Origin of the sequence: Streptomyces sp. NBC_01476 (genome assembly GCF_036227265.1) — a bacterium.
GTDB lineage: Bacteria > Actinomycetota > Actinomycetes > Streptomycetales > Streptomycetaceae > Actinacidiphila.
Genome location: NZ_CP109446.1, coordinates 473,011 through 499,066 on the forward strand (window position 1 = coordinate 473,011; position 26,056 = coordinate 499,066).

Annotated in this window: 25 protein-coding genes and 1 pseudogene; 22 read left to right on the forward strand and 4 right to left on the reverse strand. The window is 70.5% G+C overall.

Features of this window, described 5'->3' with window-relative positions:
* Positions 1–4: 4 nt before the first annotated feature.
* Positions 5–658, reverse strand: coding sequence for a ScbR family autoregulator-binding transcription factor (locus tag OG552_RS02065; RefSeq protein WP_329129035.1), 654 nt, complete (start codon positions 656–658; stop codon positions 5–7).
* A 110-nt stretch (positions 659–768) separates the two neighbouring features.
* On the opposite strand from OG552_RS02065, the gene OG552_RS02070 reads away from it, so the two are divergent.
* Positions 769–1,689, forward strand: coding sequence for a ScbA/BarX family gamma-butyrolactone biosynthesis protein (locus OG552_RS02070; RefSeq protein ID WP_329129038.1), 921 nt, complete (start codon positions 769–771; stop codon positions 1,687–1,689).
* Positions 1,690–1,898: 209 nt separating this feature from the next.
* Positions 1,899–2,591: an HAD family hydrolase gene (locus OG552_RS02075; RefSeq protein WP_329129039.1), complete on the forward strand. Its 693-nt coding sequence runs from the start codon at positions 1,899–1,901 to the stop codon at positions 2,589–2,591.
* A 26-nt stretch (positions 2,592–2,617) separates the two neighbouring features.
* Here the strand turns inward: OG552_RS02075 and dhaL are convergent, their stop codons facing one another.
* Together dhaL and OG552_RS02085 are read right to left on the reverse strand one after the other, a co-directional pair.
* The gene (gene dhaL, locus OG552_RS02080; protein ID WP_329129040.1) at positions 2,618–3,313 is read right to left on the reverse strand and encodes a dihydroxyacetone kinase subunit DhaL; all 696 of its coding nucleotides are present in this window, start codon (positions 3,311–3,313) and stop codon (positions 2,618–2,620) included.
* 79 nt (positions 3,314–3,392) lie between these two features.
* Positions 3,393–4,388, reverse strand: a complete 996-nt coding sequence (locus tag OG552_RS02085) for a dihydroxyacetone kinase subunit DhaK (protein WP_329129042.1) — start codon at positions 4,386–4,388, stop codon at positions 3,393–3,395.
* Between the two features lie 261 nt (positions 4,389–4,649).
* Between OG552_RS02085 and OG552_RS02090 the strand changes: the two genes are divergently transcribed.
* From OG552_RS02090 to OG552_RS02105, 4 genes are all read left to right on the forward strand, one after another.
* A complete protein-coding gene (locus OG552_RS02090) occupies positions 4,650–5,078 on the forward strand; it encodes an MmcQ/YjbR family DNA-binding protein (RefSeq protein ID WP_329129043.1) in 429 nt (142 codons plus the stop codon).
* A gap of 191 nt (positions 5,079–5,269) precedes the next feature.
* Positions 5,270–5,770: a gamma-glutamylcyclotransferase family protein gene (locus OG552_RS02095; protein WP_329129044.1), complete on the forward strand. Its 501-nt coding sequence runs from the start codon at positions 5,270–5,272 to the stop codon at positions 5,768–5,770.
* Positions 5,771–5,880: 110 nt separating this feature from the next.
* Entirely contained in the window at positions 5,881–6,663 is a 783-nt protein-coding gene (locus OG552_RS02100) for an SDR family oxidoreductase (RefSeq protein WP_329129046.1), read from the forward strand.
* Positions 6,664–6,833: 170 nt separating this feature from the next.
* Positions 6,834–7,586, forward strand: coding sequence for a GntR family transcriptional regulator (locus tag OG552_RS02105; RefSeq protein ID WP_329129047.1), 753 nt, complete (start codon positions 6,834–6,836; stop codon positions 7,584–7,586).
* Between the two features lie 60 nt (positions 7,587–7,646).
* Here OG552_RS02105 and OG552_RS02110 read toward each other — a convergent pair whose 3' ends face one another.
* Positions 7,647–8,591: a zinc-dependent alcohol dehydrogenase gene (locus OG552_RS02110; protein ID WP_329129048.1), complete on the reverse strand. Its 945-nt coding sequence runs from the start codon at positions 8,589–8,591 to the stop codon at positions 7,647–7,649.
* Between the two features lie 258 nt (positions 8,592–8,849).
* Here OG552_RS02110 and OG552_RS02115 point away from each other — a divergent pair, with 258 nt between their 5' ends.
* The 16 genes and pseudogenes from OG552_RS02115 (at position 8,850) to OG552_RS02190 (ending at position 26,055) form a co-directional block, all read left to right on the forward strand.
* Positions 8,850–9,962 carry a Gfo/Idh/MocA family protein gene (locus tag OG552_RS02115; RefSeq protein ID WP_329129049.1) on the forward strand — a complete coding sequence of 371 codons (1,113 nt, stop codon included), beginning with the start codon at positions 8,850–8,852 and terminating at the stop codon, positions 9,960–9,962.
* 13 nt (positions 9,963–9,975) lie between these two features.
* Positions 9,976–10,680 (forward strand): ThuA domain-containing protein, encoded by a 705-nt coding sequence (locus tag OG552_RS02120; protein WP_329129050.1) that lies wholly within the window; start codon positions 9,976–9,978, stop codon positions 10,678–10,680.
* 3 nt (positions 10,681–10,683) lie between these two features.
* Positions 10,684–11,658 (forward strand): ABC transporter permease, encoded by a 975-nt coding sequence (locus OG552_RS02125; protein WP_329129052.1) that lies wholly within the window; start codon positions 10,684–10,686, stop codon positions 11,656–11,658.
* A gap of 2 nt (positions 11,659–11,660) precedes the next feature.
* A pseudogene (locus OG552_RS02130) lies at positions 11,661–12,491 on the forward strand (ABC transporter permease); the annotation flags it as partial.
* A 141-nt stretch (positions 12,492–12,632) separates the two neighbouring features.
* Positions 12,633–13,745: an ABC transporter ATP-binding protein gene (locus tag OG552_RS02135; protein ID WP_443071130.1), complete on the forward strand. Its 1,113-nt coding sequence runs from the start codon at positions 12,633–12,635 to the stop codon at positions 13,743–13,745.
* Complete coding sequence (locus OG552_RS02140) at positions 13,742–14,848, forward strand: ABC transporter ATP-binding protein (RefSeq protein ID WP_329129054.1); 1,107 nt, start codon at positions 13,742–13,744, stop codon at positions 14,846–14,848. The genes OG552_RS02135 and OG552_RS02140 overlap by 4 nt, the downstream gene beginning before the upstream one ends.
* A 70-nt stretch (positions 14,849–14,918) precedes the next feature.
* A complete protein-coding gene (locus OG552_RS02145; protein ID WP_329129055.1) occupies positions 14,919–16,598 on the forward strand; it encodes an ABC transporter substrate-binding protein in 1,680 nt (559 codons plus the stop codon).
* Positions 16,599–16,667: 69 nt separating this feature from the next.
* Positions 16,668–17,342 (forward strand): ThuA domain-containing protein, encoded by a 675-nt coding sequence (locus tag OG552_RS02150; protein ID WP_329129056.1) that lies wholly within the window; start codon positions 16,668–16,670, stop codon positions 17,340–17,342.
* A gap of 43 nt (positions 17,343–17,385) precedes the next feature.
* A complete protein-coding gene (locus OG552_RS02155; RefSeq protein ID WP_329129058.1) occupies positions 17,386–18,177 on the forward strand; it encodes a sugar phosphate isomerase/epimerase family protein in 792 nt (263 codons plus the stop codon).
* On the forward strand, positions 18,174–19,145 hold the full coding sequence (locus OG552_RS02160) for an NAD-dependent epimerase/dehydratase family protein (protein ID WP_329129059.1): 972 nt from the start codon (positions 18,174–18,176) through the stop codon (positions 19,143–19,145). The genes OG552_RS02155 and OG552_RS02160 overlap by 4 nt, the downstream gene beginning before the upstream one ends.
* Positions 19,146–19,298: 153 nt before the next feature.
* On the forward strand, positions 19,299–20,339 hold the full coding sequence (locus OG552_RS02165) for a Gfo/Idh/MocA family protein (protein WP_329129062.1): 1,041 nt from the start codon (positions 19,299–19,301) through the stop codon (positions 20,337–20,339).
* Positions 20,336–21,118, forward strand: a complete 783-nt coding sequence (locus OG552_RS02170; RefSeq protein ID WP_329129064.1) for a GntR family transcriptional regulator — start codon at positions 20,336–20,338, stop codon at positions 21,116–21,118. The genes OG552_RS02165 and OG552_RS02170 overlap by 4 nt, the downstream gene beginning before the upstream one ends.
* Before the next feature lie 41 nt (positions 21,119–21,159).
* Positions 21,160–23,172, forward strand: coding sequence for a primary-amine oxidase (locus OG552_RS02175; protein ID WP_329129066.1), 2,013 nt, complete (start codon positions 21,160–21,162; stop codon positions 23,170–23,172).
* On the forward strand, positions 23,169–23,921 hold the full coding sequence (locus OG552_RS02180) for a sugar phosphate isomerase/epimerase family protein (protein WP_329129068.1): 753 nt from the start codon (positions 23,169–23,171) through the stop codon (positions 23,919–23,921). The genes OG552_RS02175 and OG552_RS02180 overlap by 4 nt, the downstream gene beginning before the upstream one ends.
* The gene (locus OG552_RS02185; protein ID WP_329129070.1) at positions 23,918–25,036 is read left to right on the forward strand and encodes a Gfo/Idh/MocA family protein; all 1,119 of its coding nucleotides are present in this window, start codon (positions 23,918–23,920) and stop codon (positions 25,034–25,036) included. Before OG552_RS02180 ends, OG552_RS02185 begins: the two co-directional genes overlap by 4 nt.
* Positions 25,033–26,055, forward strand: coding sequence for an SIS domain-containing protein (locus OG552_RS02190; RefSeq protein WP_329129072.1), 1,023 nt, complete (start codon positions 25,033–25,035; stop codon positions 26,053–26,055). The genes OG552_RS02185 and OG552_RS02190 overlap by 4 nt, the downstream gene beginning before the upstream one ends.
* Position 26,056: the final 1 nt, after the last annotated feature.

Sequence of the window (26,056 nt, forward strand, 5' to 3'; positions counted from 1 at the left end):
GCCGCTAAGCGGGTGCCCCGGCGGTCTCGCGGGCGGCGCGGGTGACGTGGACACGGGCGAGGAGGGAGGCCGGGTCGGGGGTTTCCTGCAGGGCCACGAGGAGCAGCAGCCAGAGGTCGTGCAGCCGTTCCTCGATGCGGTCGCGGCCGTCCAGGGCGTCGGAGACGGTGTGCAGCCCGAAGAAGGCGTAGACGATGCCGGGGGCCGCGATGACCGGGTCGACCCCGGTGGCGAGTTCACCCCTGCGGGCCGCCTCCTCCAGCAGTTCGGTCACCACCTCGATCCAGCCGATGAACGGGGTGGGCAGCTGCGCGTCGATGGCCTTGCGCTCCATCCACAGCCGTGATCCGGCCCGGACGATGACGTCGTCCCGGAAGGCCCTGGCCACCGTGAAGCTCAGTTCGACCAGCTTCTCCAGGGCCGGTCTGTCTTCCGCCCGGGCGTCGCCGATCAGCGTCGGCCAGGCGGCGAAGTGCGCCTCGACCACGGCCAGCGCCAGCTTCTCCTTGCCGGCGAAGTGGAAGTAGATCGCTCCACTGGTACGGCCGGACAGGGCGCTGATGTCGCTGATGCTCGTCCCGGCATATCCGCGTTCGTCGAACAATTTCGCGGCGGCTTCCACAAGAAACCCCCGGGTCGTCTCCGCACGTACCTGCACACTCACTCCGATGCCGCATCGTTACCAACGGCAGGCAATGTACTGCCTCCAGTAACATCCGCGAAGCAATTGCGCATGCGTATCGGCAAAGCGTGAGTTCTTCTTATTGTATGAAAGATTCGGTCGAAGATGTCTCCGGGCATGACCGTTCACTGAGCCGGTCACAAACGGTCCCCCGCGAACTGGTGCACCGCACGTCCGTCGCCGAAGTGCTCCTTACGGACGTTCGCCCGGACCGGACCGGTGGTTTCGAGGCCGCGGCCAGCTGGCCGCGATCGCATACGACGTTTCCGCGCGACGGTAGCGATCTGCACAGCCCTTTGATCCTGGTGGAGACCATGCGCCAGTTGGGCATTTACGTGCCGCTGCGGTACTTCGGCGTCCCGCGGACAAGCCACCTGCTGATCACCGATCTGCAGTACACCCTGACGGCGGGCCGCGAGCCGCGGGCCGCCCAGGGCTGCACCGAGGTCACCTGCCGGGTCGAGGTGAGCGACCTCCACCGGGGCACCCACGGCGACGTCAACGGCATGCGGCTCGACGTCACCTACCTCGCCGGCGGCGACATCTTCGCCCGGTCCGGCGGCGGTGTCCGCTTCGTCGCAGCACAGCGCTACGCCGCTCTGCGGGCGGACGCACCGCCGCAACAGCAGTCGCCCCCGGCGGCCGGTGGACGTCCCGAACCCGCGACGCTGGCCGTCGCCGACGGGCGCGACGTGCTAATCACCCGAATGGGTGACGCTCTGGCGGTCGAGCCGGCTGACCCCCATCACCCCTTCTTCTTCGATCATCCGACCGATCACGTGCCCGGGATGGTGCTGCTGGAGTCGGCGCGTCAGGCGGCCGCGGCAGCAAGCGACGGCAGGCTGACCCGTCCCACCAGCGCACGCCTGGTGGCAACCCGCTTCACCGAGTTCGCGCCGCCCGCGCGTGTCGAGTCCGTGGCGTACCACCGCACCTGTGTCTTCCGGGTTCTGCAGGGCGCCGAATACTCCGCCTACGGGGTCCTCGGATACAGCCGACACCAATAGTTACTCCTTGAGAGGGCTTGACTACCCTCTGCATCGGTCAATAACGTAATGATCGATATGTTCTTGGTGGACGCCAAAACGCCTTTTCTGCGGCTGTGTCCACCGAGGGCCCGCGCCTGCCTGAATCTTCGGCGCGCCGGCCGGCAGCCGTATGCACACGGCATCCCGTACCGGCGCTTCCAGGCATTCCCGAACGGACATCTCCTGTGATGACCTCTCATCGCATTCTCAACTGGACTCCCGCAGCGATCGTCTTCGACTGCGACGGCACTCTCATGGACACAGAACGGCACTGGCAGGACGCCCGCGAACTCGTGATGCGCGATTTCGGGGTCACTCCGGCCCCGGATTTCGCCGAGCGCAGCAAGGGCCTGCACTACACCGAATGCGGCCGGCTCATGGCCGACGAATCCGGCCGCCCCGAGCTCGGCGAGCAGCTGACGTCCGGCCTGCTCGAACACTTCCGCACCCTGGTGGAGCGGAACCCGCAGACCATGACCGGCGCCCGCGAGCTGGTGGCGAACGCGGCGAAGTTCGCCCCGCTCGCCGTCGCCAGCAACTGCCCGCGTGACGTCGTGGAGAGCTGCCTGCGCCACGCCGGGCTGCGGGGCTACTTCGACCACATCGTGGTCCCCGACGAGAACAACCGCCCCAAGCCGTACCCGGACGTCTACCTGACCGCGGCCAGGTACTGCGGGGCCGCGCCGGCCGACGCCCTCGCGGTGGAGGACTCCACCTGCGGGGTGGAGGCGGCCGTCCGGGCCGGCCTGCGGGTCCTGGGGGTCGGCCCGTGGCCGGGCGAGGAGGTCGCGGCGAGCGTCGACCTGTGGGTCGCCTCGCTCGACCAGCCGGACGTCTTCGAGTGGGCGAGCAAGCGGGTGGCCCGGCAGCTGCCCGCGTGAACCGTGGGCGGTGCCTCAGGCAGCCGTCAGGCGCTCCGCTCCACCGGGACGTCGTCCGGCACCGGTCCCCGCAGCAGCGGCTCCAGACTCGACACGGTGCCCGCGGCCGCGGAGAAGAGCAGGCCGATGCCGACCGCACCGGGATCCGGGACGCCGGCCGCCCGGTCGCCGACATAGCTGGCCCGGCCGCGGCGGGCGGTCAGCCGCGTGGTGCTCCCCACCCCCTCCCAGGCGGCGTCCGCCGCACGGGCCAGCGCCCCGGCCGGGTCGGCCGCCGGCGGGAAGGAACCCAGCGCCATGACCGCGGGGGCGAGCGCGTCCACCAGGGTCTTGTCGCCGACCGACGCTTCCCCGACCCGCTGGATGGCCGCCAGCCCGTTGCCCGCGCCCGACGCCAGTGCCGCGATGTCCAGGGCGTCGCCCGCGGCGGCCACCGCGACCGCCATCTCCTGGAAGAGCAGGCCGAACAGGGGGCCGCTGGTGCCGCCGACCTCGTCGAGGAAAGCCGCGGCGGCGGCCTCCAGCGGACCGGCCGCGCCCGGGGCGGTGCCCTGGTCGAGGCGGCGCAGGGTCGCATCCAGGCCCGCCAGCAGGTTGGTGCCGAAGTCACCGTCGCCGACTTGTTGGTCCAAGGCGGTCAGTTCCGCCTCGGTCGCGGCCGCGGAGGCCGCGAAGCGTCGTATCCAGCCGTCGGTGGACGCGGATTCGGGTCGTACGGACATGGCTGCCTCTTCCGGTGGTCTCAGGGCCGGTCCGGATGCTCCGGAGCCGCGCCGGGGGGCGTCGCGGTGCGGGGCTGGGTCAGCACCAGGCCGGGGTACGGGCCGGTGCGTCGTAATAGGCGAGCGTGGCCTCGTCCGCCACCATCAGGGTCAGCGAGAAGCCACGCATGTCCAGGGCCGTCACGAAGTCACCGACCATGGTGCGTTCGGTGACCGCGCCGCGGTCGTCGAGCGCCGGCACCACCTCGTTCAGGACGGCGTACAGCTCCATCCGGGTGACCGCGCCCAGGCCGTTGACCAGAACGAAGACCGGGGTCCCGGCACCGACACCCAGGGTGTCGGCGAGGGTGCCCACCATGTCCGAGGCCAGTTTGCGCAACGGCCGCTCGACAAGGGTCCGCCGGGCGCGTTCGCCGTGGATGCCGACGCCGTACTCGATGTCGCCCGCCGGCAGGTCGAAGGCGGGCCGCCCGGTCGCCGGCGAGGTGTGGGCGGCGGAGGCCACCGCGAGGCTGCGGCAGCGGCTCACCACGTCGGTGCCGAGGGCGGCCAGGTCGGCCAGGCCCATCCCGCTGTCGGCGGCGGCGCCGAGGATCTTCTCCACCAGCACGGTCGCACCCGTGCCGCGGCGGCCGGTCGCCACCTCCTCGGAGTCCGAGGCCACGTCGTCGTCGATGAGGACCCGCGCGCAGGGGATGCCCTCCCGGGCCAGCCGTTCGGCGGCGATACCGAAGTTGATCTTGTCGCCGGTGTAGTTCTTCACCAGATGGAGGACGCCGTCCTCACGGGCCACCGCCCGGGACGCCTCGAAGATCTGCCGGTTGTGCGGCGAGGCGAAGATCCGCCCGGGACAGGCCGCGTCGAGCATGCCGGTCCCGACGTAGCCGATGTGCAGCGGCTCGTGCCCCGACCCGCCGCCGGACACCAGGCCCACCCGGCGAGACGGCGCGGACCGCAAGGCCCGCACGTAGCCGTCGTGCTCCTCCCACTTCACCATCTGACCGTGCGCCCGGCAGAAGCCGGCCAGCGCGTCAACGACCAGATCGTCGATCGCGTTCGCGAAGTAAAGGCCCATGTCCCCGACCTTTCCGGAGAACGGAGGTCGATCTCCTGCCCCCTCATGCTGATCTGTGCCGCAGAGACCGGCAAGTCGTCACCCACGGACGGGTCATCGTGCGGCGTTCCACGCCGCACGACAGCGCTCCAGCCGGTATCATCCGCGCCCGCGCGGCAACATGCGACAAGGTGCGGCAAGGTACGGCAGGCGAACGGGCCCGCGCGGCGGCGTGCTGCTAGCGTCCGGGCAGAACCGCCCCGCCGATCGAAGGCCGCCTCCATGCTCGACTCCTCCGACGTCCGTCGGATCGCCCTGTCCCTGCCCGGGACGGTGGAGAAGGAGCTGTGGAACCATCCCACCTTCCATGTCGCCGGGCGGATGTTCGTCACGGTCCCGGGCGACGGCACGTCCTTCGCGGTGCGCTACCCCCGGTACGAGCGGGACGAGCTGATCGCCGCGGAGCCGGAGAGGTTCTGGGTGCCTCCTCATGAGGCCAACTCCTCCTGGGTGCGGGCCAGACTGGCGGCGCTGGACGGGCTCGACGAGCTGTACGTGATCCTGGTCGACTCCTGGCGGCAGGCCGCCCCGGCCGGCCTCGCCGAGGCGGACCTCCCGGCCCGGCCGCCGAGGGGGTCTGCCGGACGGGCGGAACAGGCCGAAGCGGCGCAACCGGCCCAACCAGCGCAACCGGCCGAAGCCGCCGAATAGGCCGCCGGGCCGCGCGCGATCTCCCGGCGCGTCACTTTACGGCTGCGGCGCTCACGGACTTTACGGTTGCCCGAAAGGCGCGGGCGTCGGCAGCTGCCTCTTCGCGTCCGCGGCGGTACCCGGCGTGCGGCATCCTCCTCGGCTGCCGGTCGTGCCCCGCAAGTCGGCCCTCCAGCAAGGAGTCCTCGTGAATGTCCTCCGTACTCGCCGGTGTCGTCCGGGGCCGGCCGCCGGCCGGGTCGTGGCAGCAGGGGGCACCGCTCATGGATGAGCCCCGTCCCGGACAGTGGCCCTTCTTCGTCTACGGCACGCTGCGTCCTGGCACGACCGAGCACAGCTGGATGTTCCGCGGCCTGGCGACCTCGGAGCTGCCGGCCGTCCTGCACGACGCCGAGCTCTACGAGGGACCGGACTTCCCGTGCGCGGTGGCCAAACCGAACGGAGGGCGGGTGCGGGGCGAGGCGATCCAGGTCCCGGACGATGTGTACGACGAGATGCTGGCCGGTCTCGACCAGATGATGGACTACTCCCCCGGCAATCCCGGCGCGGCCGTCGAGCGGGTCGCCCGTGAGGTGCGCACCACCAACGGCGCGTCGGTCACCGCGTGGGTGTATCTCGCCACCGCGCGGACCGCGGCCGAGCTGGAGGCTTCGGGCCGGCGCATCACCAGTGGCGACTGGCAGAACCGCTGACCTCCGCGGTCTCCCGTTTGACCTTCCCCTGACGGGAAGGCCGACGGTGGTTGCACGGCCGGAATCGGACCGGCCGTAACCACGGATCACGGATCACGGAGGCGACAGTCATGTCGACGGCATCCCTTGCGGGCAAGCGGGTACTGGTCACCGGCGGATCGAAGGGTATCGGTGCAGCGATCGTCGACCGGTTGGCCGGTGAGGGCGCGCGGGTGGCGACCACGGCACGGTCCAAGCCGGCCGGCGGTGTACCCGCCGCTCTCGATCTCTTCGTCGCGGCGGACATCAGCACCGAACCGGGGGTGCGCGACGTCGTGGACGGTGTGCTCGAAGCGTTCGGCGGCATCGACGTGATCGTCCACAACGCCGGTGGTGCCGACACGACCTCCGGCGCCGCGGCCTCCTTCGACGACACCGACTGGCAGCGGAACCTCGACCTCAATCTGCTCGCACCGGTCCGGCTGGACCGTGCGCTGTCCCCGCTCATGGTGGACCAGGGCTCGGGTGTGATCCTGCACGTCACCTCGATCGCGCGGGCGCTGCCGATGAGCGGGCCGATGCCGTACGCCGCCGCGAAGGCCGCGCTGAGCAACTACAGCAAGGGGCTGGCCACGCAGCTGGCACCCGCCGGGGTACGGGTGGTGCGGGTGCTGCCCGGGTTCATCGAGACCGAGGGCGCGCAGCAGTTGATGGACGACACCGCCGAGGCGACCGGCACCGACCGGGCGGGCGCCCGCCGGCTGATCATGGACTCGCTCGGCGGCATCCCGATGGGCCGCACCGGCAGCCCGCAGGAGGTCGCGGAGCTCATCGCCTTCCTCGCGTCGGACCGGGCGGGCTGGATCACCGGCGCGGAGTACGTCATCGACGGCGGCACGCTGCCCACCGTCTGAGCCGGCGGCCGGCCGCCCCCACCCGCCGGCGCCGCCGGGACCGCGGGCCGGCCGGCCCGGCGGCGGGTGCCGCCACCCCGTGTAGCCGGTTCTGGCCAGGGAGTGGCCGGTGAAGCTAAGGTGATCCGCGCTTGTTCACCGGAGCGGATCACCATGGGGGCCTCCACCGTATGAATGACTCACCCGAGGTCTCAGGAGCCGTACTGCCGGGATATCCCGAGCCGTTGTGGATCCAGGCGGTCAATGTCATCCGCGGGGAGATCGACCGCGGAGTGCTCCAGCCGGGTGGCAGGCTGCCGCCGGAGCGCGAGCTGTGCCGGCAGCTGGGGATCAGCCGGGTGACCTTGCGCAAGGCGCTGGGCAGCCTGGTCGAGGCGGGTGTGCTGAGCCCTTCGCACGGGCGTGGCTGGTACGTGGCGCAGACCGCGAAGAAGGAGTGGCCCAACAGCCTGGAGTCCTTCAGCGAGACGGCGGCCCGGATGGGGCTCACCTCGAACTCGAAGGTGCTGCGGGCCGAGACGAGCCCGGCGACCATCGACGAGGCGGAGCAGCTGGGCATCGCGCCGGGGACCCCGCTCTTCCGGCTGGAGCGGGTGCGGTTGCTGGACGGGGTTCCGATAGCGCTTGATCTGACCTTGTTGCGGCAGGCCCTGGTCCCGGACATCGGGCAGGCCGACTTCCGGGACCGGTCGCTGTACTCGACGCTCGAAGCGGCGGGCGTCGAACCTGTCAGGGCCGACAGCACCATCGAGGCGACCAAGGCCGACGAGCGGGCGGCCGAGCACCTCGATCTGGCACCCGGCGACCCGGTGCTCGTCATGCGCCAGCTCGCCTTGAGCGCCCATCAGGAGCCGCTGTTCGTCTCGACGATCCAGTACGCGGGCGACCGCTACCGGCTGCGTACGTCGTTCGCGCGGTCGTAGGGCAGGTCAAGCAGGCCGCGCCGGTCACGCCGGTCACGCCGCTCAGAAGGATCAGGCCGTTCAGAACAGCACGACGCCCTTGACGAAGTCCGGCCCGCTCTCCTCCATGGTGCGGAACGCCTCGTCGATGCCGTCGAGGCCGAACCGGTGGGTGATCAGCGGCTCGTAGCTGAACCGCCGCTCGGCGATGAGGTCGAGGGTCTCCCGCATGGCGCCCATCAAGCGGGTGCGGTCGGGACAGAAACCGTTGACCACGGTGACGGCCTTGTACCAGAGGTCCATGTCCATCATCGCGTCGCCGGTGTGGTGATAGCCCACCACGCACAGGGTGCCGAACGGGCGGACCAGGCTGCCCGCGGTCTTGAGGCCGGGGGTGACCCCGGTCGCCTCCAGCACGATGGACAGCCGGGCGTCGGTGCCCCGGCTGGTCGCCGTGCGGTACTCCTCGGGCAGTTCGTCCGGGGCGAAGACCAGGTCGGCGCCGAGCGCGAGGGCCCGCTGCCGGCGGGCCAGGTCGGGGTCGACGCCGACGAGCAGGCCGGGCGCGTGCCGCTTGGCGAGCTGGACGAGTCCGAGTCCCATGAAGCCCAGGCCCACCACGGCCACCCGGTCCCCGGCGCGGATGCCGGTACGGGACAGGGCCTCCTCCAGGTCCGCGACGGGCTCGCCGATGGCGTGCGCCGGCTCTATGCCCGCCGGCACCGGCAGGATCGCGTTGGCGTCCATCACCGCCAGGGTCGCGAAGCCGTCACCGCCCAGACCGGTCACCAGGTCGCCCGGCTGCCACCGTCCCGCGTGGCGCCCCGCGGCGGCCACCCGGCCGACCATCTCATGACCGAGCCGCACCGGGTCTGCGCCCTTGTCGTGGGTGAGCCACGGCCCGATGTCCGAGGTGCACACCCCGCAGGCCACGACCTCCACCAGCACCTGGTCGTCCGCGGGGACCGGGTCGTCCGCGGAGACGACCTCGGAGGTGCGAGGGCCGACAAGCTGACTGATCTTCATACGAGTCTCCTGTCTGAGTGGTGCTGGTCAGTGTAGCCATCTGGTTCTAAGTGGTAAGCATTGGTTCGGCCCGTCCTTGGCCGGATTCGCCTGTCTTCTATGTCCCTTTTTGTAGGCAAAGTGGCTAATAGGAGGGCGAGTTTCCGCCGCGTTACCTCCTCATCAACCTCTAGACAGGATCGCCGTTCGTATTAAGATGTCGGCAAGTGGTATGCGTTTGGCACACCATCAGAACGGTCCGGAGAGGAGGGGTCAGCCATGGAACATGCTGCGGAAACCGCCACCGAGAGCGTCGAGAACCTTTCGGCGGTGGTGGTCGGAGCGGGTTCGCAGGGCAGGGTGCACGCTCTCGGCTACCTCGCCGCCCCCGGAGTGACACTGACCGGCGTCGCGGACGTGGACCTGTCCTCCGCCGAGGCGCTCGCCGGAGAACTGGACATCCCCGCGGTCCACCGTGACGTCCACGACCTGCTCGCGGCGACCCGGCCGGACATCGTCAGCGTCTGCACACCCCCGGCGTTCCACCCCGAGGTGGTCCGCTCGGCCATCGCGGCCGGGGCCCGGGCGGTCCACTGCGAGAAGCCGATCGCGCTCACCTACGGCGAAGCCCTGGAGATGACGGCCACCGCCGCCGGCGCCGGGGTCCAGCTGACCTTCAATCTCCAGCGGCGCTTCGACCCTCTCCAGCGCCAGGCCCGGGAGTGGATCGCCCAGGGTGAGATCGGGGACGTGGTGACCGTCGAGGGTTACTGCCCCAATCTCTTCGACTGGGGCACCCACATCCTCGACCTCATCCTCTTCCACCGCCACGACGCCGCCCCCCAGTGGGTGCTCGGCCAGATCGACGCCTCCGTCGACCGGTATGTGTACGGCGTCTTCACCGAGACGGCCTCACTGACGCAGGTCGGCTGGGCGGACGGGGTGCGGGCGGTCGTCTCCACCGGGCGCGCACCGCACACCCCCGTACTCCACCTGGAGAACGACCTCGGACTGATCGTCCAAGGCACCCAGGGCCGGGCCGACATCCGGGGCGCACGCGTCGTGGCGCGGCGCTTCGGCAAGGACGACCTGGTGCGGGAGTCGCCGTTCAACACCGACAGCAGTACCTGGGACCACGCGGTGGATCCCTCGATCGTCGCCGGTACCGCCGAGGCCATCCGCGATCTGGTCGCGGCACTGCGGACCGGCCGGCGGCCGGCGCTGCACGCGGAGCACGGGCTGCGCGGCGCTGAACTGATCTTCGCCACCTATGAGAGCAGCAGGTCCCGGCGGCGTGTGCCGCTGCCGCTGGACCGCATGGACAACGCCCTGATCAGCGGGCGAGCGGAGGGCTTCTGGAGCCCTACCGGTGAACTGCGCTCCACCTACTGAATCGAGCCTCCGCATGCAGATATCCCAGCCCCGCCATGTCTCCGTCGCCCGCGCCCCGGTCGCCAGGTCCACCGCCCTCGCCGTGATCAGCGGGGACGATGTCTACGAAGACCTGTTCACCGCCGCCTCCGCGCTGCAGGGCGCGCTGACCGACGAGGGGTACGCGACCCGTACCAGCCTGGGCACCGCCCCGCTGGACGGCGCGGCCGAAGCGGATGTGATCGTCCTCTACACCGCGCTGGGCCGGTTCACCGCCGGGCAGCGCGAGGGGCTGGCCCGGGCGGTCCACGGCGGTTGCGGGCTGGTCGCACTGCACTCCACCACGGTGCTCGCCTCGCCGCCGGAGCGCCTGGACGAGGCCGACCGGCTGCTGGCCGATCTGATCGGCAGCCGTTATGTGTCCCACGGACCCCCGCCGCACGAGAGCCGGTTCGAGGTGCGGCTGGACGCGGACCACGAACTGACCGCGGGGATCGCGCCGTTCGAGGTGACCCACGAGCACTACCGGCTGGCCACATCGGCCGATGTGCGGGTCGTCGCCTGGCGGGAGACCGAGGCGGGGCCCGAACCGCTGGTCCACGCCCGCCAGTACGGAGCCGGCCGGGTCTGCTACATCCAACTGGGCCACGACATGCGGATCTGGGGGGAGCCCGCCATGCGCCAACTCGTGCGGCGCGCCGCCCGCTGGGCCTGTCGACCCGATCGTGAAGGGGACTGACCCGTGCGCACACTTCTCCGGAAGATCGCCTTCTATCTGCTGACGGCATGGGCGGCGATCAGTCTCAACTTCGTCATCCCGCGGATCATGCCGGGCAACCCGGCGGACAACCTGATCAACCAGTTCCACGGCAAGCTCAGCCCGTCCGCGGTGCACGCCCTGCGGGTGCTCTTCGGCCAGTCGCACCAGAACCTCTGGCAGCAGTACGTCAGTTACTGGCACAGCGTGTTCACCGGCAACTTCGGCATCTCGTACGCGTACTACCCGTCGAAGGTGAGCACGGTCCTCGGGCAGAGCATGTACTGGACGCTGATCCTGGTCACCATCTGCACGGTGCTCGGCTTCGTCATCGGCACCTCGCTGGGCATGCTGGCCGGCTGGAAACGCGGCACCTGGCTCGACTCGCTGGTGCCGATCACGACCTTCCTGTCGTCCATCCCGTACTTCTGGTTCGCGATCATCATGGTGTACGTCTTCGCCATCTCGCTCAAGTGGTTCCCGCTCTCCGGCGGTTACGCACTGGACCAGAGCATCGGGCTCAACGGCGGCTTCATCGGCAGCGCGATCAACTACGCGGTCCTGCCGGCCGCGACCATCACCATCGCGTCGGTCGGCGGCTGGCTGATCAGCATGCGCAACATGATGGTCACCACGCTGAGCGAGGACTATGTCCGGCTCGCCGAGGCCAAGGGCCTGTCCAAGCGCCGGGTGATGTACACCTACGCCGCCCGCAACGCGATGCTGCCCTCCTTCTCCGGCTTCGCGATGTCCCTCGGCTTCGTCATCGGCGGCTCCATCGTCACCGAGGTCGTCTTCAACTACCCCGGCATCGGCTCGGTGCTGTTCAAGGCCGCGCAGGCGGCCGACTACCCGTTGATGTCGGCGATTTTCCTGCTGATCACCGTGCTGGTACTCGTCGCCAACCTCATCGCGGACATCGCGTATGTGTTCCTCGACCCGAGGACGAGGGAGAGCTGATCATGGCCCTGCAAGCAACTGCCCTCGCCGACCCGGGCAGCCCCGCGGAGTCCTCGCAAGGCCCCACCCGCCTGTGGCTGCGTCTGCTGCGCTCGCCGATGACCATCATCGGTCTGGCGATCGTGCTGATCTTCATCGTGCTGGCCGTGATCGCGCCGTGGATCTCGCCGTACGACCCGTCGACGGTCAGTGACAACGCACTGGTCGGACCGTCCGGCTCGCACTGGCTGGGCACCACCCAGAACGGACAGGACGTCCTGTCCCAGATGCTCTACGGAGCCCGCGCGTCCATGCTGGTCGGCCTCGGCGCCGCCGTGATCACCACCATCTTGTCGGTGGGGGTCGGGGTGACGGCCGGATACGTCGGCGGCATCGGCGACGAACTGCTGTCGCTGCTGGCCAATGTGTTCCTGGTGCTGCCGAGCCTGCCGCTGACCATCATCCTGGCCGCGTACCTGCCGCACAGCGGTTCGCTCGGCATCATCCTGGTCATCACCATCACCGGCTGGGCCTGGGGCGCCCGGGTGCTCCGCGCCCAGACCCTGTCCTTGCGCAAACGGGACTTCGTGGAAGCCGCCCGGGCCACCGGCGAGCCGACCTGGCGGATCATCCTCAAGGACATCCTGCCCAACCAGGTGGCGGTGATCGCGGCTTCCTTCCTGGGCACGGTCAACTTCGCCATCCTCACTCAGGCGAGCCTGGCGTTCCTCGGTCTCGCCGACGTCACCCAGTGGTCGTGGGGAACGATCCTGTACTGGGCGCAGACCGGCAGCGCGCTGCTGACCGGCGCCTGGTGGTGGTTCGTGCCCGCGGGACTGGCGATCGCGGTGCTCGGTACGGCTCTGTCGCTGGTCAACTTCGGCATCGACGAGTTCATCAACCCGCGGCTGCGGCAGGCCGGCATCGGCACCAAGAAGGCCCAGCGCGGTCAGGTGTCGGTGAAGCGGGCGCGGCGCGTCAAGCGCCAGGGCCCGGTGGTCCGGCGCCCGGCGGCGACACCGTTCACCCAGGACAGCACCGACGTCGTGCTCGACGTCCGCAATCTGCGGGTGGACTACGTCGGCGAGGACGGCAGCACCCCCGCGGTCAGCGATGTGTCGTTCACCCTGCGGCGCGGCGAAGTGCTCGGTATCGCAGGTGAGTCCGGCTCCGGCAAGTCCACCCTCGCCTACGCCATCACCCGGCTGCACAAGCCGCCGGCCGAGATCTCCCAGGGCGAGATCCACTACACCAAGCCGGACGGCAGCACCGTCGACGTCCTGGCCATGGACGACGCCGAACTGCGGGGCTTCCGCTGGGAGGAGCTGTCCATCGTCTTCCAGTCGGCGATGCACGCGCTCAACCCGATCCTGCGGATCGGCGCCCAGATCGAGGACGTCATCGTGGCCCACCGGCCGAAGATGAACGCCCAGGAGCGTGCCGCCCGGGTGATCGAGCTGCTCGGCATCGTCGGTATCCCGGCGGACCGGGCCAACTCCTACCCGCACGAACTCTCCGGCGGGATGCGGCAGCGGGCCATGATCGCGGTCGGGCTCGCGCTCGACCCGGAGATCATCGTCATGGACGAGCCCACCACCGCGCTCGACGTGGTCATCCAGCGGCAGATCATCGAGAAGATCATGGAGTTGAAGGACCGGCTCGGTTTCTCGGTCGTCTTCATCACCCACGACCTGTCCCTGCTGATCGAACTCTCCGACACCATCGCCGTGATGTACGGCGGCAAGATCGTCGAGATGGCGGCCGCCGACGACTTCTACCGGCGCCCGCAGCACCCCTACAGCCGGGGGCTGCTCGCCTCCTTCCCGACGCTCGGCGGGCCCAAGCGGGAGCTGACCGGCATCGCCGGGTCCCCGCCGGACCTGCGCAGGCTGCCCAGCGGCTGCGCCTTCCGGCCCCGCTGCCCGCACGCTTTCGACGCCTGCTCCGCTCAGGTGCCGCGGCTCTACCAGGTGAGCGGCCCCGGCGGCAGCACCTCGCTGGCGGCCTGCCTGCTGCACACGGACGCGAAGCCGGCCGCGGACGCGAGTGCCGCCGGTGCGCACTCCGAGACCACCCCGAACGAACTGGCGACAGGTGAGACACGATGAGCGCTGAGACGACGGCCGGGGAGGCGACCACCACCGGCGGTGCCACGGACGGGCCGCAGCCCGTGCTCGAAGCCGTCCACGTGACCAAGTACTTCCCGGTGCGCGGCGGGCTTCCCAAGAGGGGCGCCACCCGCAAGGTGGTGCACGCCGTGGAGGACGTGTCGCTGAGTTTGTACGCGGGGCGGATCACCGCGCTGGTCGGTGAGTCCGGCTCCGGGAAGTCGACCCTGGCCCGGCTGCTGGCCCAGCTCTACCCGCTCACCGGCGGGGAGGTGCGGCTGCACGGCAAGCCGGTGAGGGCGATGCGCGGAAAGGCGTTCCGCGAACACGTCCGCCAGGTGCAGCTGATCCTGCAGGACCCGTTCGCGTCCTTCAATCCGGTGGCGACCATCGCCGGCACCCTGAAGCGGGCCGTCGCGCTGCACCAGCCCGGCAAGCGCGGCAAGGAGCAGACCGCGGTCATCGACGACCTGATGACCCAGATCAACCTGATGCCGCCGCGGCAGTTCACCGAGAAGTACCCGCACGAACTGTCCGGCGGACAGCTGCAGCGCATCTCCATCGCCCGTGCGCTCGCCGCCGACCCCGAGGTGTTCCTCGCCGACGAACCCGTCTCCAGCCTCGATGTCTCCATCCGGCTGGGCATCCTCAACCTGCTGCGCCGCCTCACCGAGGAGCGCAACGCCGCGATGCTCTACGTCACCCATGACATCGCCTCCGCGCGCTACTTCGCCGCCGACACCGCGGTGATGTACGCCGGCCAGGTCGTGGAGAGCGGACCGTCGGAGGCGGTCACCCAGCAGGCCGCGCATCCGTACACCCAGTTGCTGATCGCCTCCGCGCCCGACCCGTCGCGGGCCGGCGCGGACCGGGTCCGCGACATCGGGCAGCCGCCCAGCCTGATCGACCCGCCGGCCGGCTGCCGCTTCCACCCGCGCTGCCCGTACGCGATGGAGCGGTGCAAGACCCAGGCGCCCGAGCCGTTCGACCTCTCCGCCGGCCACACCGCCCGGTGCTGGCTCTACGCCGACGACCCGGAGGCCCGCGCCAAGCGGGCCGAGAACGCCGAGGCCGTCGCGGGCCTGACCGCCCCCGTTTCCTGATCCGCCGGGGCCACCCGCCGCCCCCCGAGGTTCTTCTTCCGCTCTCCCTACTTCCAAGGAGCAGACGCACGTGACCACTTCGCAGTCGCCGATCGCGTCAGGCATGACGAGACGCGGCCTTCTCGCAAGCGCCCTGGCAGGCGCCGGAACCCTCGCCCTCTACGGCTGCTCGCCGTCGGCGGGGGGCAGTTCGGGCGGTGGCAGCGGCACGCTCACCGTCGCCGGCCAGTCCGACAACCTCACCAAGGTCTTCAACCCGTTCCTCGCCAACACCGCGCAGGGCCTGACCTACACCTCGCAGGGTCAGGGCGGCTTCATCTACGAGCCGCTGGTGCAGATCAACACCGTGAACATCGGCCATGACATCCCCTGGCTGGCCAAGGCCTGGCGCTGGTCGAACGGCAACAAGACCCTCACGCTCGATCTGCAGTCCGGTGTGAAGTGGACCGACGGCACACCGTTCTCCGCCGACGACGTGGTCTTCACGTACACGATGCTGAAGAAGAACCCCGGACTCAATCTGCTCGGCGTCGACTTCACCTCGGTCACCGCGCCCAGCCCCACCCAGGTCGTGTTCACCTTCCCGGTGCCGTCCGAGCAGTTCTTCACCAATGTGGTGTCCGCGCCGATCGTCTCGCAGCACATCTGGTCCAAGGTGAAGGACCCGACGAAGTACACCGACGACACCCCGGTCGGTACCGGCCCCTTCAAGCTGGACAAGTTCTCCGCGCAGAGCTTCACGCTGATCCGCAACGAGGACTACTGGCAGCCGAAGGCGCAGATCAAGGCGCTGCAGTTCGTGGCGTACAAGGACAACGAGAGCATGACGAACGCGCTCGTCCAGGGCCAGGCGGACTGGGGCGGCACGTACATCGCCAACGCCGAGAAGACGTATCTCAGCCGCAGCAAGCACTACAACTACTGGGCGCCGCTGGCCGGTACCGACGGTCTGATCCCCAACCTGGAGCGGTGGCCGCTCAGCGACCTCGCGGTCCGCCAGGCCATCAGCCTCGGGGTGAACCGCAAGCAGGTCGGCGCGGCCACCGACTCGCCGCAGGCCACCAGCGTCACCGGGCTGCCGATGCCCGCGTACGCCGCGTCGGTCTCCCCCGCGCTCCAGGGCGTCAACTTCACCCAGGACGTGGCCAAGGCGCACAAGACGCTCACCGACGCCGGCTACACCAAGGGCGGCGACGGCTACTACCGCAAGGGCGGCAAGCGGGTCGAGTTCTCGATCAGCTTCCCGTCGGCGTACACCGACATCGCCTCCCGGGTGCAGGTGCTGGTGTCCCAGCTCAAGGACATCGGCATCAAGCTGAACATCGACACCACCACGGTGAACGACATCAACACCATCACCTCCAAGGGCGACTTCGACTCCACGATGGGCTATCCGGTCAACTCCGCACCGCGTGCCTTCTCGTACTACAACGACACGATCAACCCGAACCTGTACTACCCGATCGGGAAGGCCACGCCGACCTTCCAGAACATCGAGCGGTTCCAGAACGCCGAGGCCGCGCAGCTCTTCAAGGAGTTCCCCAAGGCCACCACGGACGCCCAGCGGCAGCAGATCCTCGACGGGATCGAGAAGATCTTCGTCGACAACCTGCCCTGGATCCCGATGTTCTACTGGGGCAGCTACGGCAACTGGAGCACCGCGAAGGCGACCGGGTTCCCCTCTCCGCAGAATCCCTACTTCAGCCCGGTGCCCAACCCTGTCGTCGCCCTGCGGCTGAAGCCGGTCTGAGCACCCCGGCGCTGAGCGCCCCCGATCCAGCCCCTTGTTCCTGTTCCACGCGCACCCGCGAGGAGAGCCATGCCACACCTCTCGACGCCGAGAGCCATGGTCGTCGTGAACGGCGACGACATCCACCACGATCTGCTCAGCGCCGCCGGAGTCTTCCAGCAGCTGGGCGTCGAGGCGGGCTTCGCCACCCGCAAGGCCATGGGCACCAGCCGCTTCGTCGATCCACGGCCTGAGACGGCCGAGGCGGACGTCTACCTCTTCTACACCGCGGGCGGGCACTTCGCGACGGAGCAGCAGCAGGCGCTGTCCGACGCGGTCCGGGCCGGCAAGGGGCTGGTGGGGGTGCACGGCGCCAACATCATGGGCTGGCAGGGGGACGGGCTCGACCCGGCCGACCGGCCGCTGTTCGAACTGCTCGGCAACCGTTACCTCTCGCACGGCCCCGGCCACCACGAGGGGCGGCACACCATCGAGATCGTCGCCGACCACCCGATCACCAGCGGGGTGAGCGACTTCGAACTCTTCGACGAGTACTACGAGTTCGAGCTGGCGGACCAGGACGTGACGGTGCTCGCGCAGCGGCACCGGGCGGACGGCGCCGTCATTCCGGTGCTGTACGCCCGCGAGGCCGGCGCGGGGCGGGTGGTCTATCTGGCCCTCGGCCACGACATGCGCTCCTGGGGCGAACCCCCGGTCCGCACCCTGGTCCGCCAGGCGCTGCTCTGGGCGTCCGGCCGTGACTGAGCCGACAAGCGCCGGTCCCGCGGGGACGGCTGGAGGAGGAGACATGACAGCCGGTATCGGCGTCATGATGTACACCGTGCTCGACCAGGCGCGAGCCGACCTGGAGGGCACCCTGGCCCAACTGGCCGGCCTGGGATACCTGGGCATCGAGACCTACGGCCTGGTGGAGCACTTCGGCCCGGCCCGGGTCAGGGACGCCATCGCCGCCGCCGGGCTCACCCTGACCAGCGCGCACACCCCGTTCCCGGCCGGCGCCGAAGCCGAGGCGCTGCTGGACCAGAACGAGCAGCTGGGCGCCGAGGTCCTCGTGTGGAGCATGGAGCGCGAGGAGTTCGACTCGCCGGAGGCGATCCGGCGCGGGGTGGAGCGGGTCAACGAGGCCGCCGAACGGGCGGCGGGCCGCGGTATGCGGATCGCCTACCACAACCACTTCGCCGAGTTCTCCCAGGAGTTCGGCGGCCGGCAGGCGTACGACCTGCTGCTGGAGCTGCTGGACGACCGGGTGCTGGTCGAACTCGACGCGTACTGGGCGCAGATGGGCGGCGCCGACCCGGCCGAAGTGCTGGGCCGGCTCGGCGACCGGGTGCGCTTCGTGCACGTCAAGGACGGTCCTGCGGTCAGCTACGAGAACGACGTGATGGTGCCGATCGGGGAGGGCGGGATCGACTGGGCCCGCACCCTGACCACACCGTCCGGTCTGCGGTGGCACATCGTCGAACTGGAGCGGCTGCACATCGACACCTTCGAGGCGCTGCGGCGCTCGTACGACCACCTGGTAGGCCGCGGGCTGTCCCGTGGCGCGCACGTCCCGGCATCGGCCAAGGAGCGGGCATGAGGGTGCTGTTCCTCGGCGGTGCCGGGATGATCGGCTCCGCGGCGGCGGCGCAGGCCGCCGCCGCGGGGGCCGACGTGACGATCGTGACGCGCTCCGCGCCCGTCCGGCCGGTCGCCGACGGCGTACGGTCGCTGCGCGCGGATGTGCGCGACCCCGTGGCACTCAAGGCGGCGCTCGGTGACGAGGAGTTCGACTCGGTCGTCAACTGGGTCGGCTTCACCCCGGACGACGTCCGTGCCCACCCGGAGCTGTTCACCGGCAGGACCGGGCAGTACGTCTTCATCAGCACCTGCTCGGTCTTCGGCCGGCCGGTGCCGAATCTGCCGATCACCGAGTCCAGTCCGCGCCGCCAGCCGGTCTTCGGCTACGCACGGGACAAGGTCGCCTGTGAGCTGCTGCTGGAGGACGCCTACCGCTCGGGTGACTTCCCGCTGACCATCGTGCGGCCCTTCCACACCTACGACCGCACGGTGATCCCGGTGCTCGCCGGGTGGACCGCGATCGAGCGGATGCGCGGCGGGCGGCCGGTGGTGGTGCACGGCGACGGCACCTCGCTGTGGTCGCTGACGCACTCGCGGGACTTCGCGCGCGCGTTCGTACCGCTGCTGGGACTGGACCACGCGGTCGGCGAGAGCGTCAACGTGGTCAGCGGCGACATCCTCACCTGGGACCAGATCCATCTGACGCTGGCCGGCGCGGCCGGGGTGCGCGATCCGCTGCTGCGGCACCGCTCCAGCGAGTCGATCGCCGAGCAGGTGCCCGGCTGGGGCGAGGTGCTGGAGCACGACTTCCGGCACTCGATGCTCTTCGACACCTCCAAACTGCGCTCTCTGGTGCCGGGGTTCGCGCCCCAGGTGTCCTTCGCGGAAGGCGCCCGCGAGGCGCTGGCGTACTACGACGCGCACCCGGAGCTGAAGTCGGTCGACCAGGAGCTCTCCCGTGCCTTCGACGCGCTGCTGGGGGGCTGATGAGTGGGTGACGGGAACGGCCGACTGCGTGGTCTTCTGTGGTCTTTATTAAGCGGACCCATGCAATACCACTAGTAGACCATTTGTTACCATGAGAGTCCGGACCGGGCAGTGCCCGGTGCCGGCCACCGCAGGACGAGGGAAGAGGAACGCGTGATCGGCGTCGGTCTCATAGGTTCGGGATTCATCGGCGACACATACGCGGACGCGCTCCAGGATGTACGGAACGCGACGCTGGTCGCCACCTGTTCGCGCGACCTCGCGCGGGCCACCGCGCTGGCCGCCAAATGGGCACCGGACGCCCGTGGTTACGACGACATGGCGGCACTGTGCGCCGATCCGGCCGTCGATCTGGTGGTCGTCGCGGTCCCCAACGAGGCGCACCTGGAAGCCGTCCGCGCCGTCGCCGCGGCCGGCAAGGGCGTGGTGTGCACCAAGCCGCTGGCCCGTACCGGCGCCGAGGCGGCGCGGATCCTGGACGTCGTCCGCGAGGCCGGCATCTGGCACGGCTACGCCGAGAGCTCGGTCTTCTCGCCCAACATCGCCAAGGCGCACGAGATGGTCACCGCCGGCGCGATCGGCGACCTGCTCACCATGCGGGCCCGCGAGGCCCACTCCGGCCCGCACGCCCCGCACTTCTGGGACGCCGAGACCGCGGGCGGCGGCGCGCTGCTCGACATGGGCTGCCACACGGTGGAGTCCGCCCGGCACTTCTTCGGCAAGGACAACCCGATCACCGAGGTCTTCGCCTGGGGTGCCACCCTCGCGCACGGGGAGCGGACCACCGGTGAGGACACCGCGATCGCGCTGCTGAAGTTCGCCGGCGGGCAGCTGGCAACCGTGGAGTCGTCCTGGATCGAGAAGGGCGGCATGCAACTGCGCCACGAACTCGTCGGCAGCGCCGGCCGCCTGGTCACCGACACCTCCGCGACACCGGTGTGGGGCTTCATCGAGCACCCGGCCGGCTATCTGGTGGAGAAGGCCGACGCCGACACCGGCTGGGTCTACCCGGTCCCCGAGGAGGCCCGCGCCTACGGCTTCAGCCAGCAGATGCGGCACTTCGTGGACTGCTTCGCCCGCGGCGAGACGCCACGCGAGACCTTCGAGGACGGCGTCGTCGTCAATCACGTACTGGACGCCTGCTACACCTCGATGCGCTCCGGCACGTGGGAAAGGGTCCAGGTCCCGGCATGAGTACCGAGCACATCAGCCCCGAGCGGCCGGGCCTGGCGGCGTCGCCGCTGACCGGCGCGTACCCGGAGCCGCTGTGGATGCAGGCGAGAGCCGCGCTGGAGAACCGGATAGCCGTCGGTGAGGTGAAGCCCGGCTCCCGGCTGCCGCCCGAGCGGGAGCTGTGCCAGATGCTCGGCATCTCGCGGGTCACCCTGCGCAAGGCGCTGACCGCCCTGGTCGACGAGGGCGTGCTGCGCGCGGCACAGGGCCGCGGCTGGTACGTCGCGGCACCGGAGCGCAAGGAGTGGCCCAACACCCTGGAGTCGTTCTCCGAGACCGCCCGGCGGATGGGTCTGGTGGCCACCTCCCGGGTGCTGCGCCGCGAGGCCGGTCCGGCCACCTTCGACGAGGCCGAGGCGTTCCAGATCGCCCCCGGCACTCCGCTGTACCGCCTGGAGCGGGTCCGGATGCTCGACGGGGTGCCGATCGCGGTCGACCACTCGCTTGTCCCGGCCGACATCGCCGTCGGCTTCGACGAGGTCGACTTCACCACCCGTTCCCTGTACGACACGCTCACCGGCCTGGGCTTCGAACTCGCCCAGGCCGACACCACCATCGAGGCGCGCCCCGCCGACGCGGCGCTTGCCGGTCACCTCGCCATCGCGGCGGGCACCCCCGTCCTCGAAATGCGGCAGACGGTCCGCGACCGCACGCAGCGTCCGCTGCTCTCCTCGTCGATCCGCTACGCCGGCGACCGCTACCGCCTGCGCACCTCCTTCATGCGGAACGCGGGCGTATGAGCCGGCGTCCTCCGACCCCCCTTCGCAGAAGCGGAGCCACTGTGACCACAGCAACGCAGCCCCCCTCCCCCGGCGGCGCCCACAGCCCGGCGGACCTGGCCGCCGCCCTCGCCTCGCCACGCCCCGACGAGATCACGGCGTGCAAGGCCCTCCTCCAGCGGGCGGGTCTGCTCGGCCCCGACACCCATGTCGCCTACTTCGGCCTGGCCGAGCAGGACAAGCGCGAACTCCTGGCCGGGGTGAGCGCCCCGCGCCGTTTCCGGGCGATGCTGGTCGACCTGCGGACGGGCCTGTCGCACGACGTGGTCGCCTGCCCCGGTGAGGACCGCGTCGTCTCGGCCCGCGAACTGGATGTCGCCACCGACGGCCATGTCCCGGTGGTCCTGGCCGAGTTCTCGCTGGTCGAGGAGATCGTGCACCGCGACGAACGCTGGCTGGCGGCCATGCGCAAGCGCGGTCTGACCGACCTCACCCAACTGCGCGTCAACCCGCTGTCGTCCGGTGTCCCCGGCGAGGGCGAGGACGGCCGCCGGCTGCAGCGCTGCTTCACCTTCGTGCAGAAGACACCGGACGACCTCGGCTGGGCGCATCCGGTGGACGGCGTCACCGTCATCGTGGACGTGGTCACCCGCGAGGTGCTGGACGTCATCGACTACGCGGACCTGCCGGTGCCCGACGAGGACGGCAACTTCCACGACCCGCGGTGGGTGGGCCGCCCGCCCCGGGCCGGCATCAAGCCGATCGAGATCACCCAGCCCGAGGGTCCCAGCTTCACCATCGACGAGAACGGCGTCATCGACTGGCTCGGCTGGTCCCTGCAGGTCGGCTTCGACCAGCGGGAGGGCCTGGTGCTGCACAACATCAGCATCGACGACGCCGGCCGGCAGCGCCCGGTGGTCTACCGCGCCTCGGTCGCCGAGATGATGGTCCCCTATGGCGACCCCAGCCCGCAGCGCTGGTTCCAGAACTTCTTCGACTGCGGCGAGTACCTGCTCGGCGGCTTCGCCAACTCCCTGGAGCTGGGCTGCGACTGCGTCGGCGACATCACCTATCTCGACGCGGTGCTCGCCGACAACGCAGGCGATGTGCGGGTCATCCCGCAGGCGATCTGCATCCACGAGGAGGACACCGGCATCCTGTGGAAGCACTTCGACAACTGGAACGGCTCCTCGGACTCCCGCCGCAACCGGCGTCTGGTCATCTCCTTCTTCGTCACCGTCGGCAACTACGACTACGGCTTCTACTGGTACTTCTCCCTGGACGGCGCCATCGAACTGGAGGTCAAGGCGACCGGGGTGGTCTTCACCTCGTCCTATCCCGGCCCCGGTTACGCGTTCGCCTCCGAGCTCGCGCCCGGCCTCGGCGCCCCCTACCACCAGCACCTGTTCAGCGCCCGGCTGGACATGGCGGTCGACGGCACCGACAACGCTGTCGACGAGGTGGAGGCGGCGGCCGTGCCCCGCGGTCCGCGCAACCCGACCGGGACCGGCTTCACCCAGACCGTCACCCGGCTGCGTACCGAGTCCGGCGCCCAGCGGCTCGCCGACAACACCCGCAACCGGTCCTGGCTGGTCGTCAACCCCTCGGTCACCAACCGGCTGGGCAACCCGGTGGGCTACATGCTGCACCCGGAGGGCCGGCCCGTACTGCTGGCCGACACGGACTCCGACATCCACCAGCGGGCCACCTTCGCCACCCGGCACCTGTGGGTCACGCCCTACGCGCCGGACGAGATCTACCCGGCGGGTGACCTGGTCAACATGCACAAGGGCGGCGCAGGACTGCCCGAGTGGACGGCCGCGGACCGCTCGGTCGACAACACCGACATCGTGCTGTGGCACACCTTCGGGCTCACCCACTTCCCGCGGCCTGAGGACTGGCCGGTGATGCCGGTCGACTCCGCGGGCTTCGCCCTCAAGCCCTACGGCTTCTTCGACCGCAATCCCACGCTGGACATCCCGGCATCGGGCGGCGACCACTGCCACCCGGCTGGCCACGAACACGGCGAACACCACCACGGGCACGACCACGACCACGGAAAGGCCGCCGAATGACGACCGGACAGCCGCTGGGGATCCAGCTCTACAGCGTGCGGGACGACATCGGACCGGCCGACCTCGGCGGCACCCTCGCCCGCCTGGCGGGGTTCGGTTTCACGCACGCGGAGCCGTACGACATCCTCACCGACCCCGACGGGCTCGGCACCGCCCTGCGGAACGCCGGCCTGCACGCCGCCACCGCCCACGCGTCGGTGGTCCGGCACGCGGTGACGGACATCCTGGACGCCGCGGAGGCCCTCGGCATCGGCACCGTCATCACGCCGTACGTCGACCCGGGCAGCATCGCCGACCGGGCGGGCGTGGAACGGCTGGCCGCGGCGCTCAACAGCGCCGCAGAACTCGCCACCGCCCGCGGCATCCGGATCGGCTACCACAACCACGACTTCGAGTTCGCGCAGCTCGTCGACGGGGTCCCGGCCTACGAGGTGCTCACCGGCCTGCTCGACCCGGCCGTCGTGCTGGAACTCGACATCTACTGGGCCGGGGTCGGCGGCGCGGACGTCTTCGAACTGCTTCCCCGGCTCGGTGACCGGGTGCGGCTCCTGCACGTCGTGCACGAGCGGGAACCGGGCAACGACCGCCCGGTGCTCGGCGTCGACGCCACCGGCCGGATGGGCGAAGTGCTCGCGCTGGCCGGCCCGGGCATCGAACTGCCCGTCGTCGAGGTCGTCGCGCACCACAGTGACGTATGGCCGCTCGTCGAACGCAACGCCGCCTACTTCCAAGGGCTGGTGAACGCATGAGCGCCCCCACCCGGGTCGCGGTCATCGGCGCCGGTGACATCTCCGACCAGTACCTCACGTCCCTCACCGGCTACCCGGACCTGGCTGTCACCGCCGTCGCCGACCTGGTGCCCGAACGGGCCCGCGCGCAGGCCGAGGCGTACGGCATCGCCGGCTGGGGCACCACCGCCGAGGTGCTGGGCCGCGACGACGTCGACCTCGTGGTGAACCTGACCGTTCCCGCCGCGCACGCCGAGGTCGCGCTCGCCGCGATAGCGGCCGGCAAGCACGTGTGGGGCGAGAAGCCGTTCGCGCTGGACCGGCCGAGTGCCCGCGCGGTGCTCGACGCCGCCGCGGCGGCCGGTGTGGTGGTCGGCAACGCGCCGGACACCGTGCTCGGCCCCGGTGTCCAGACCGCCCACCGGCTGCTGGCCGAAGGAGCCGTCGGCGCGCCGCGGACGGTGCTGACCCTCATGCAGGGGCCAGGACCCGACCTGTGGCACCCGAGGCCGCAGTTCCTCTTCGCCAAGGGCGCCGGCCCGCTCTTCGACATCGGCCCCTACTACCTCGCCACCCTGGTGCAGCTGCTCGGCCCGATCACCTCGGTCAGCGCGCGCGGCCAGATTCCGCGCCACGAGCGGACCATCGTCTCCGGACCGGACGCCGGCACGGTCTTCCCGGTCGAGGTCCCCACCCACGTCAGCGTGGTGACCGAGTTCGCCTCCGGGGTGGTCGGCACCTCCGTCTACAGCTTCGATTCCCCGGTACGCCGCCAGCTCTTCGAGATCACCGGCGCCGACGGTGTGCTGGAGGTGCCGGTCAGCGGATTCGACGGCCCCACCAGGCTGCTGACCGATACCACGCCCGACGCCCCCTGGCAGACCCGGCCCGCCGAGGGCGTCCCCAGCGACCGCGGTGTCGGTGTGCTGGAAATGGCCCGCGCGGTGCGGGCCGGACGGCCGCCGCGCGCCGGCGGCGAACTGGCCTACCACGTGCTCGATGTCATGCTCTCCATCGAGGAGTCCATCGGCCTCGGAGCGCCGGTGCACGTGGCGAGCACCGCCCCATCCGTCCTCCCGATCCCACCGCACTGGGATCCGGCCGCACGGACCTACGACCGAACGGAACAGACATGAGCAACGGCTACCTGGCCTACGCCGCGGCCCGCAGCACCCAGGCCGAGGAACTGGAAGCCGCGATCGGCCGGCTCACCCCGGCAGTGCGGGCCCTGGCCGCCGACGGCCGGCTCGCCGGTCCCGGCCCGGTCTTCGTCGGCATCGGCGCCAGCCTGGCCGCCGCGTGCGCGCCGGTGTGGGAGCTGCGCAGCCGGGGCATCCACTCCTGGCGGCTCGGCGCCGGCGACCACCCGCTGCCCTTCCCGGCCAGCGTGCACCCGGTCTTCGGCGTCTCGCAGAGCGGCCGGAGTGCGGAGACGCTGGCCGTGCTGGAGTCGGTCGAACCGGCACTGCGCCACGCGGTGGTCAACATGGTCCCCTCGCCGATCGCCGACGCCGCCACCGGCCTGCTCGACCTGGGCAGCATCCCCGACAGCTACGCCTCGACCATCGGCTTCACCGCGACGGTCGCCGCGCTCGGCATCCTCGCCGACGCGTGGGACGGCGGCACGGTGGACGAGGGCTGGGCCGGTCTCGGTGCCGCCTTCGCCACCGCGGAGAAGGAACTCGGCGAGCAGGTGCGGGGCCTGGCGCCGCTCTTCGCCACCGCCACCTCGGCCGACTTCGTCGGCGCCGGCCCCGCGGTCGGCTCCGCGGAGGGGAGCGCGCTGCTCTTCCGCGAGGTGGCCCGCATCCCGTCCACCGGTATGAGCACCCGTCAGTACCTGCACGGTGCGATGGAGTCGGCCGGCGGTGGCGTGCATGTCATCTTCGGCGACTCCCGGGAGCACGCCGTCGCCGGCACCCTGGCGTCGGCCGGCCACCAGGTGATCCTGGTGACCGGCGAACCGGTGCGGGAGAGCCCGCTGCTGCACGCGGTGCGGGTGCCCCGGATGCCGGCCGCGCAGCGTGCCGTCATCGAGATCCTGGTGGCGCAGATCCTCGTCGAGGCGGTCGCCGAGGTCCGCGGGGTCGACGTGGAGGAGTTCGTCTTCCACAACTCCGACATCAAGGTCACCACCGAACGGCCCGCCGTATGAG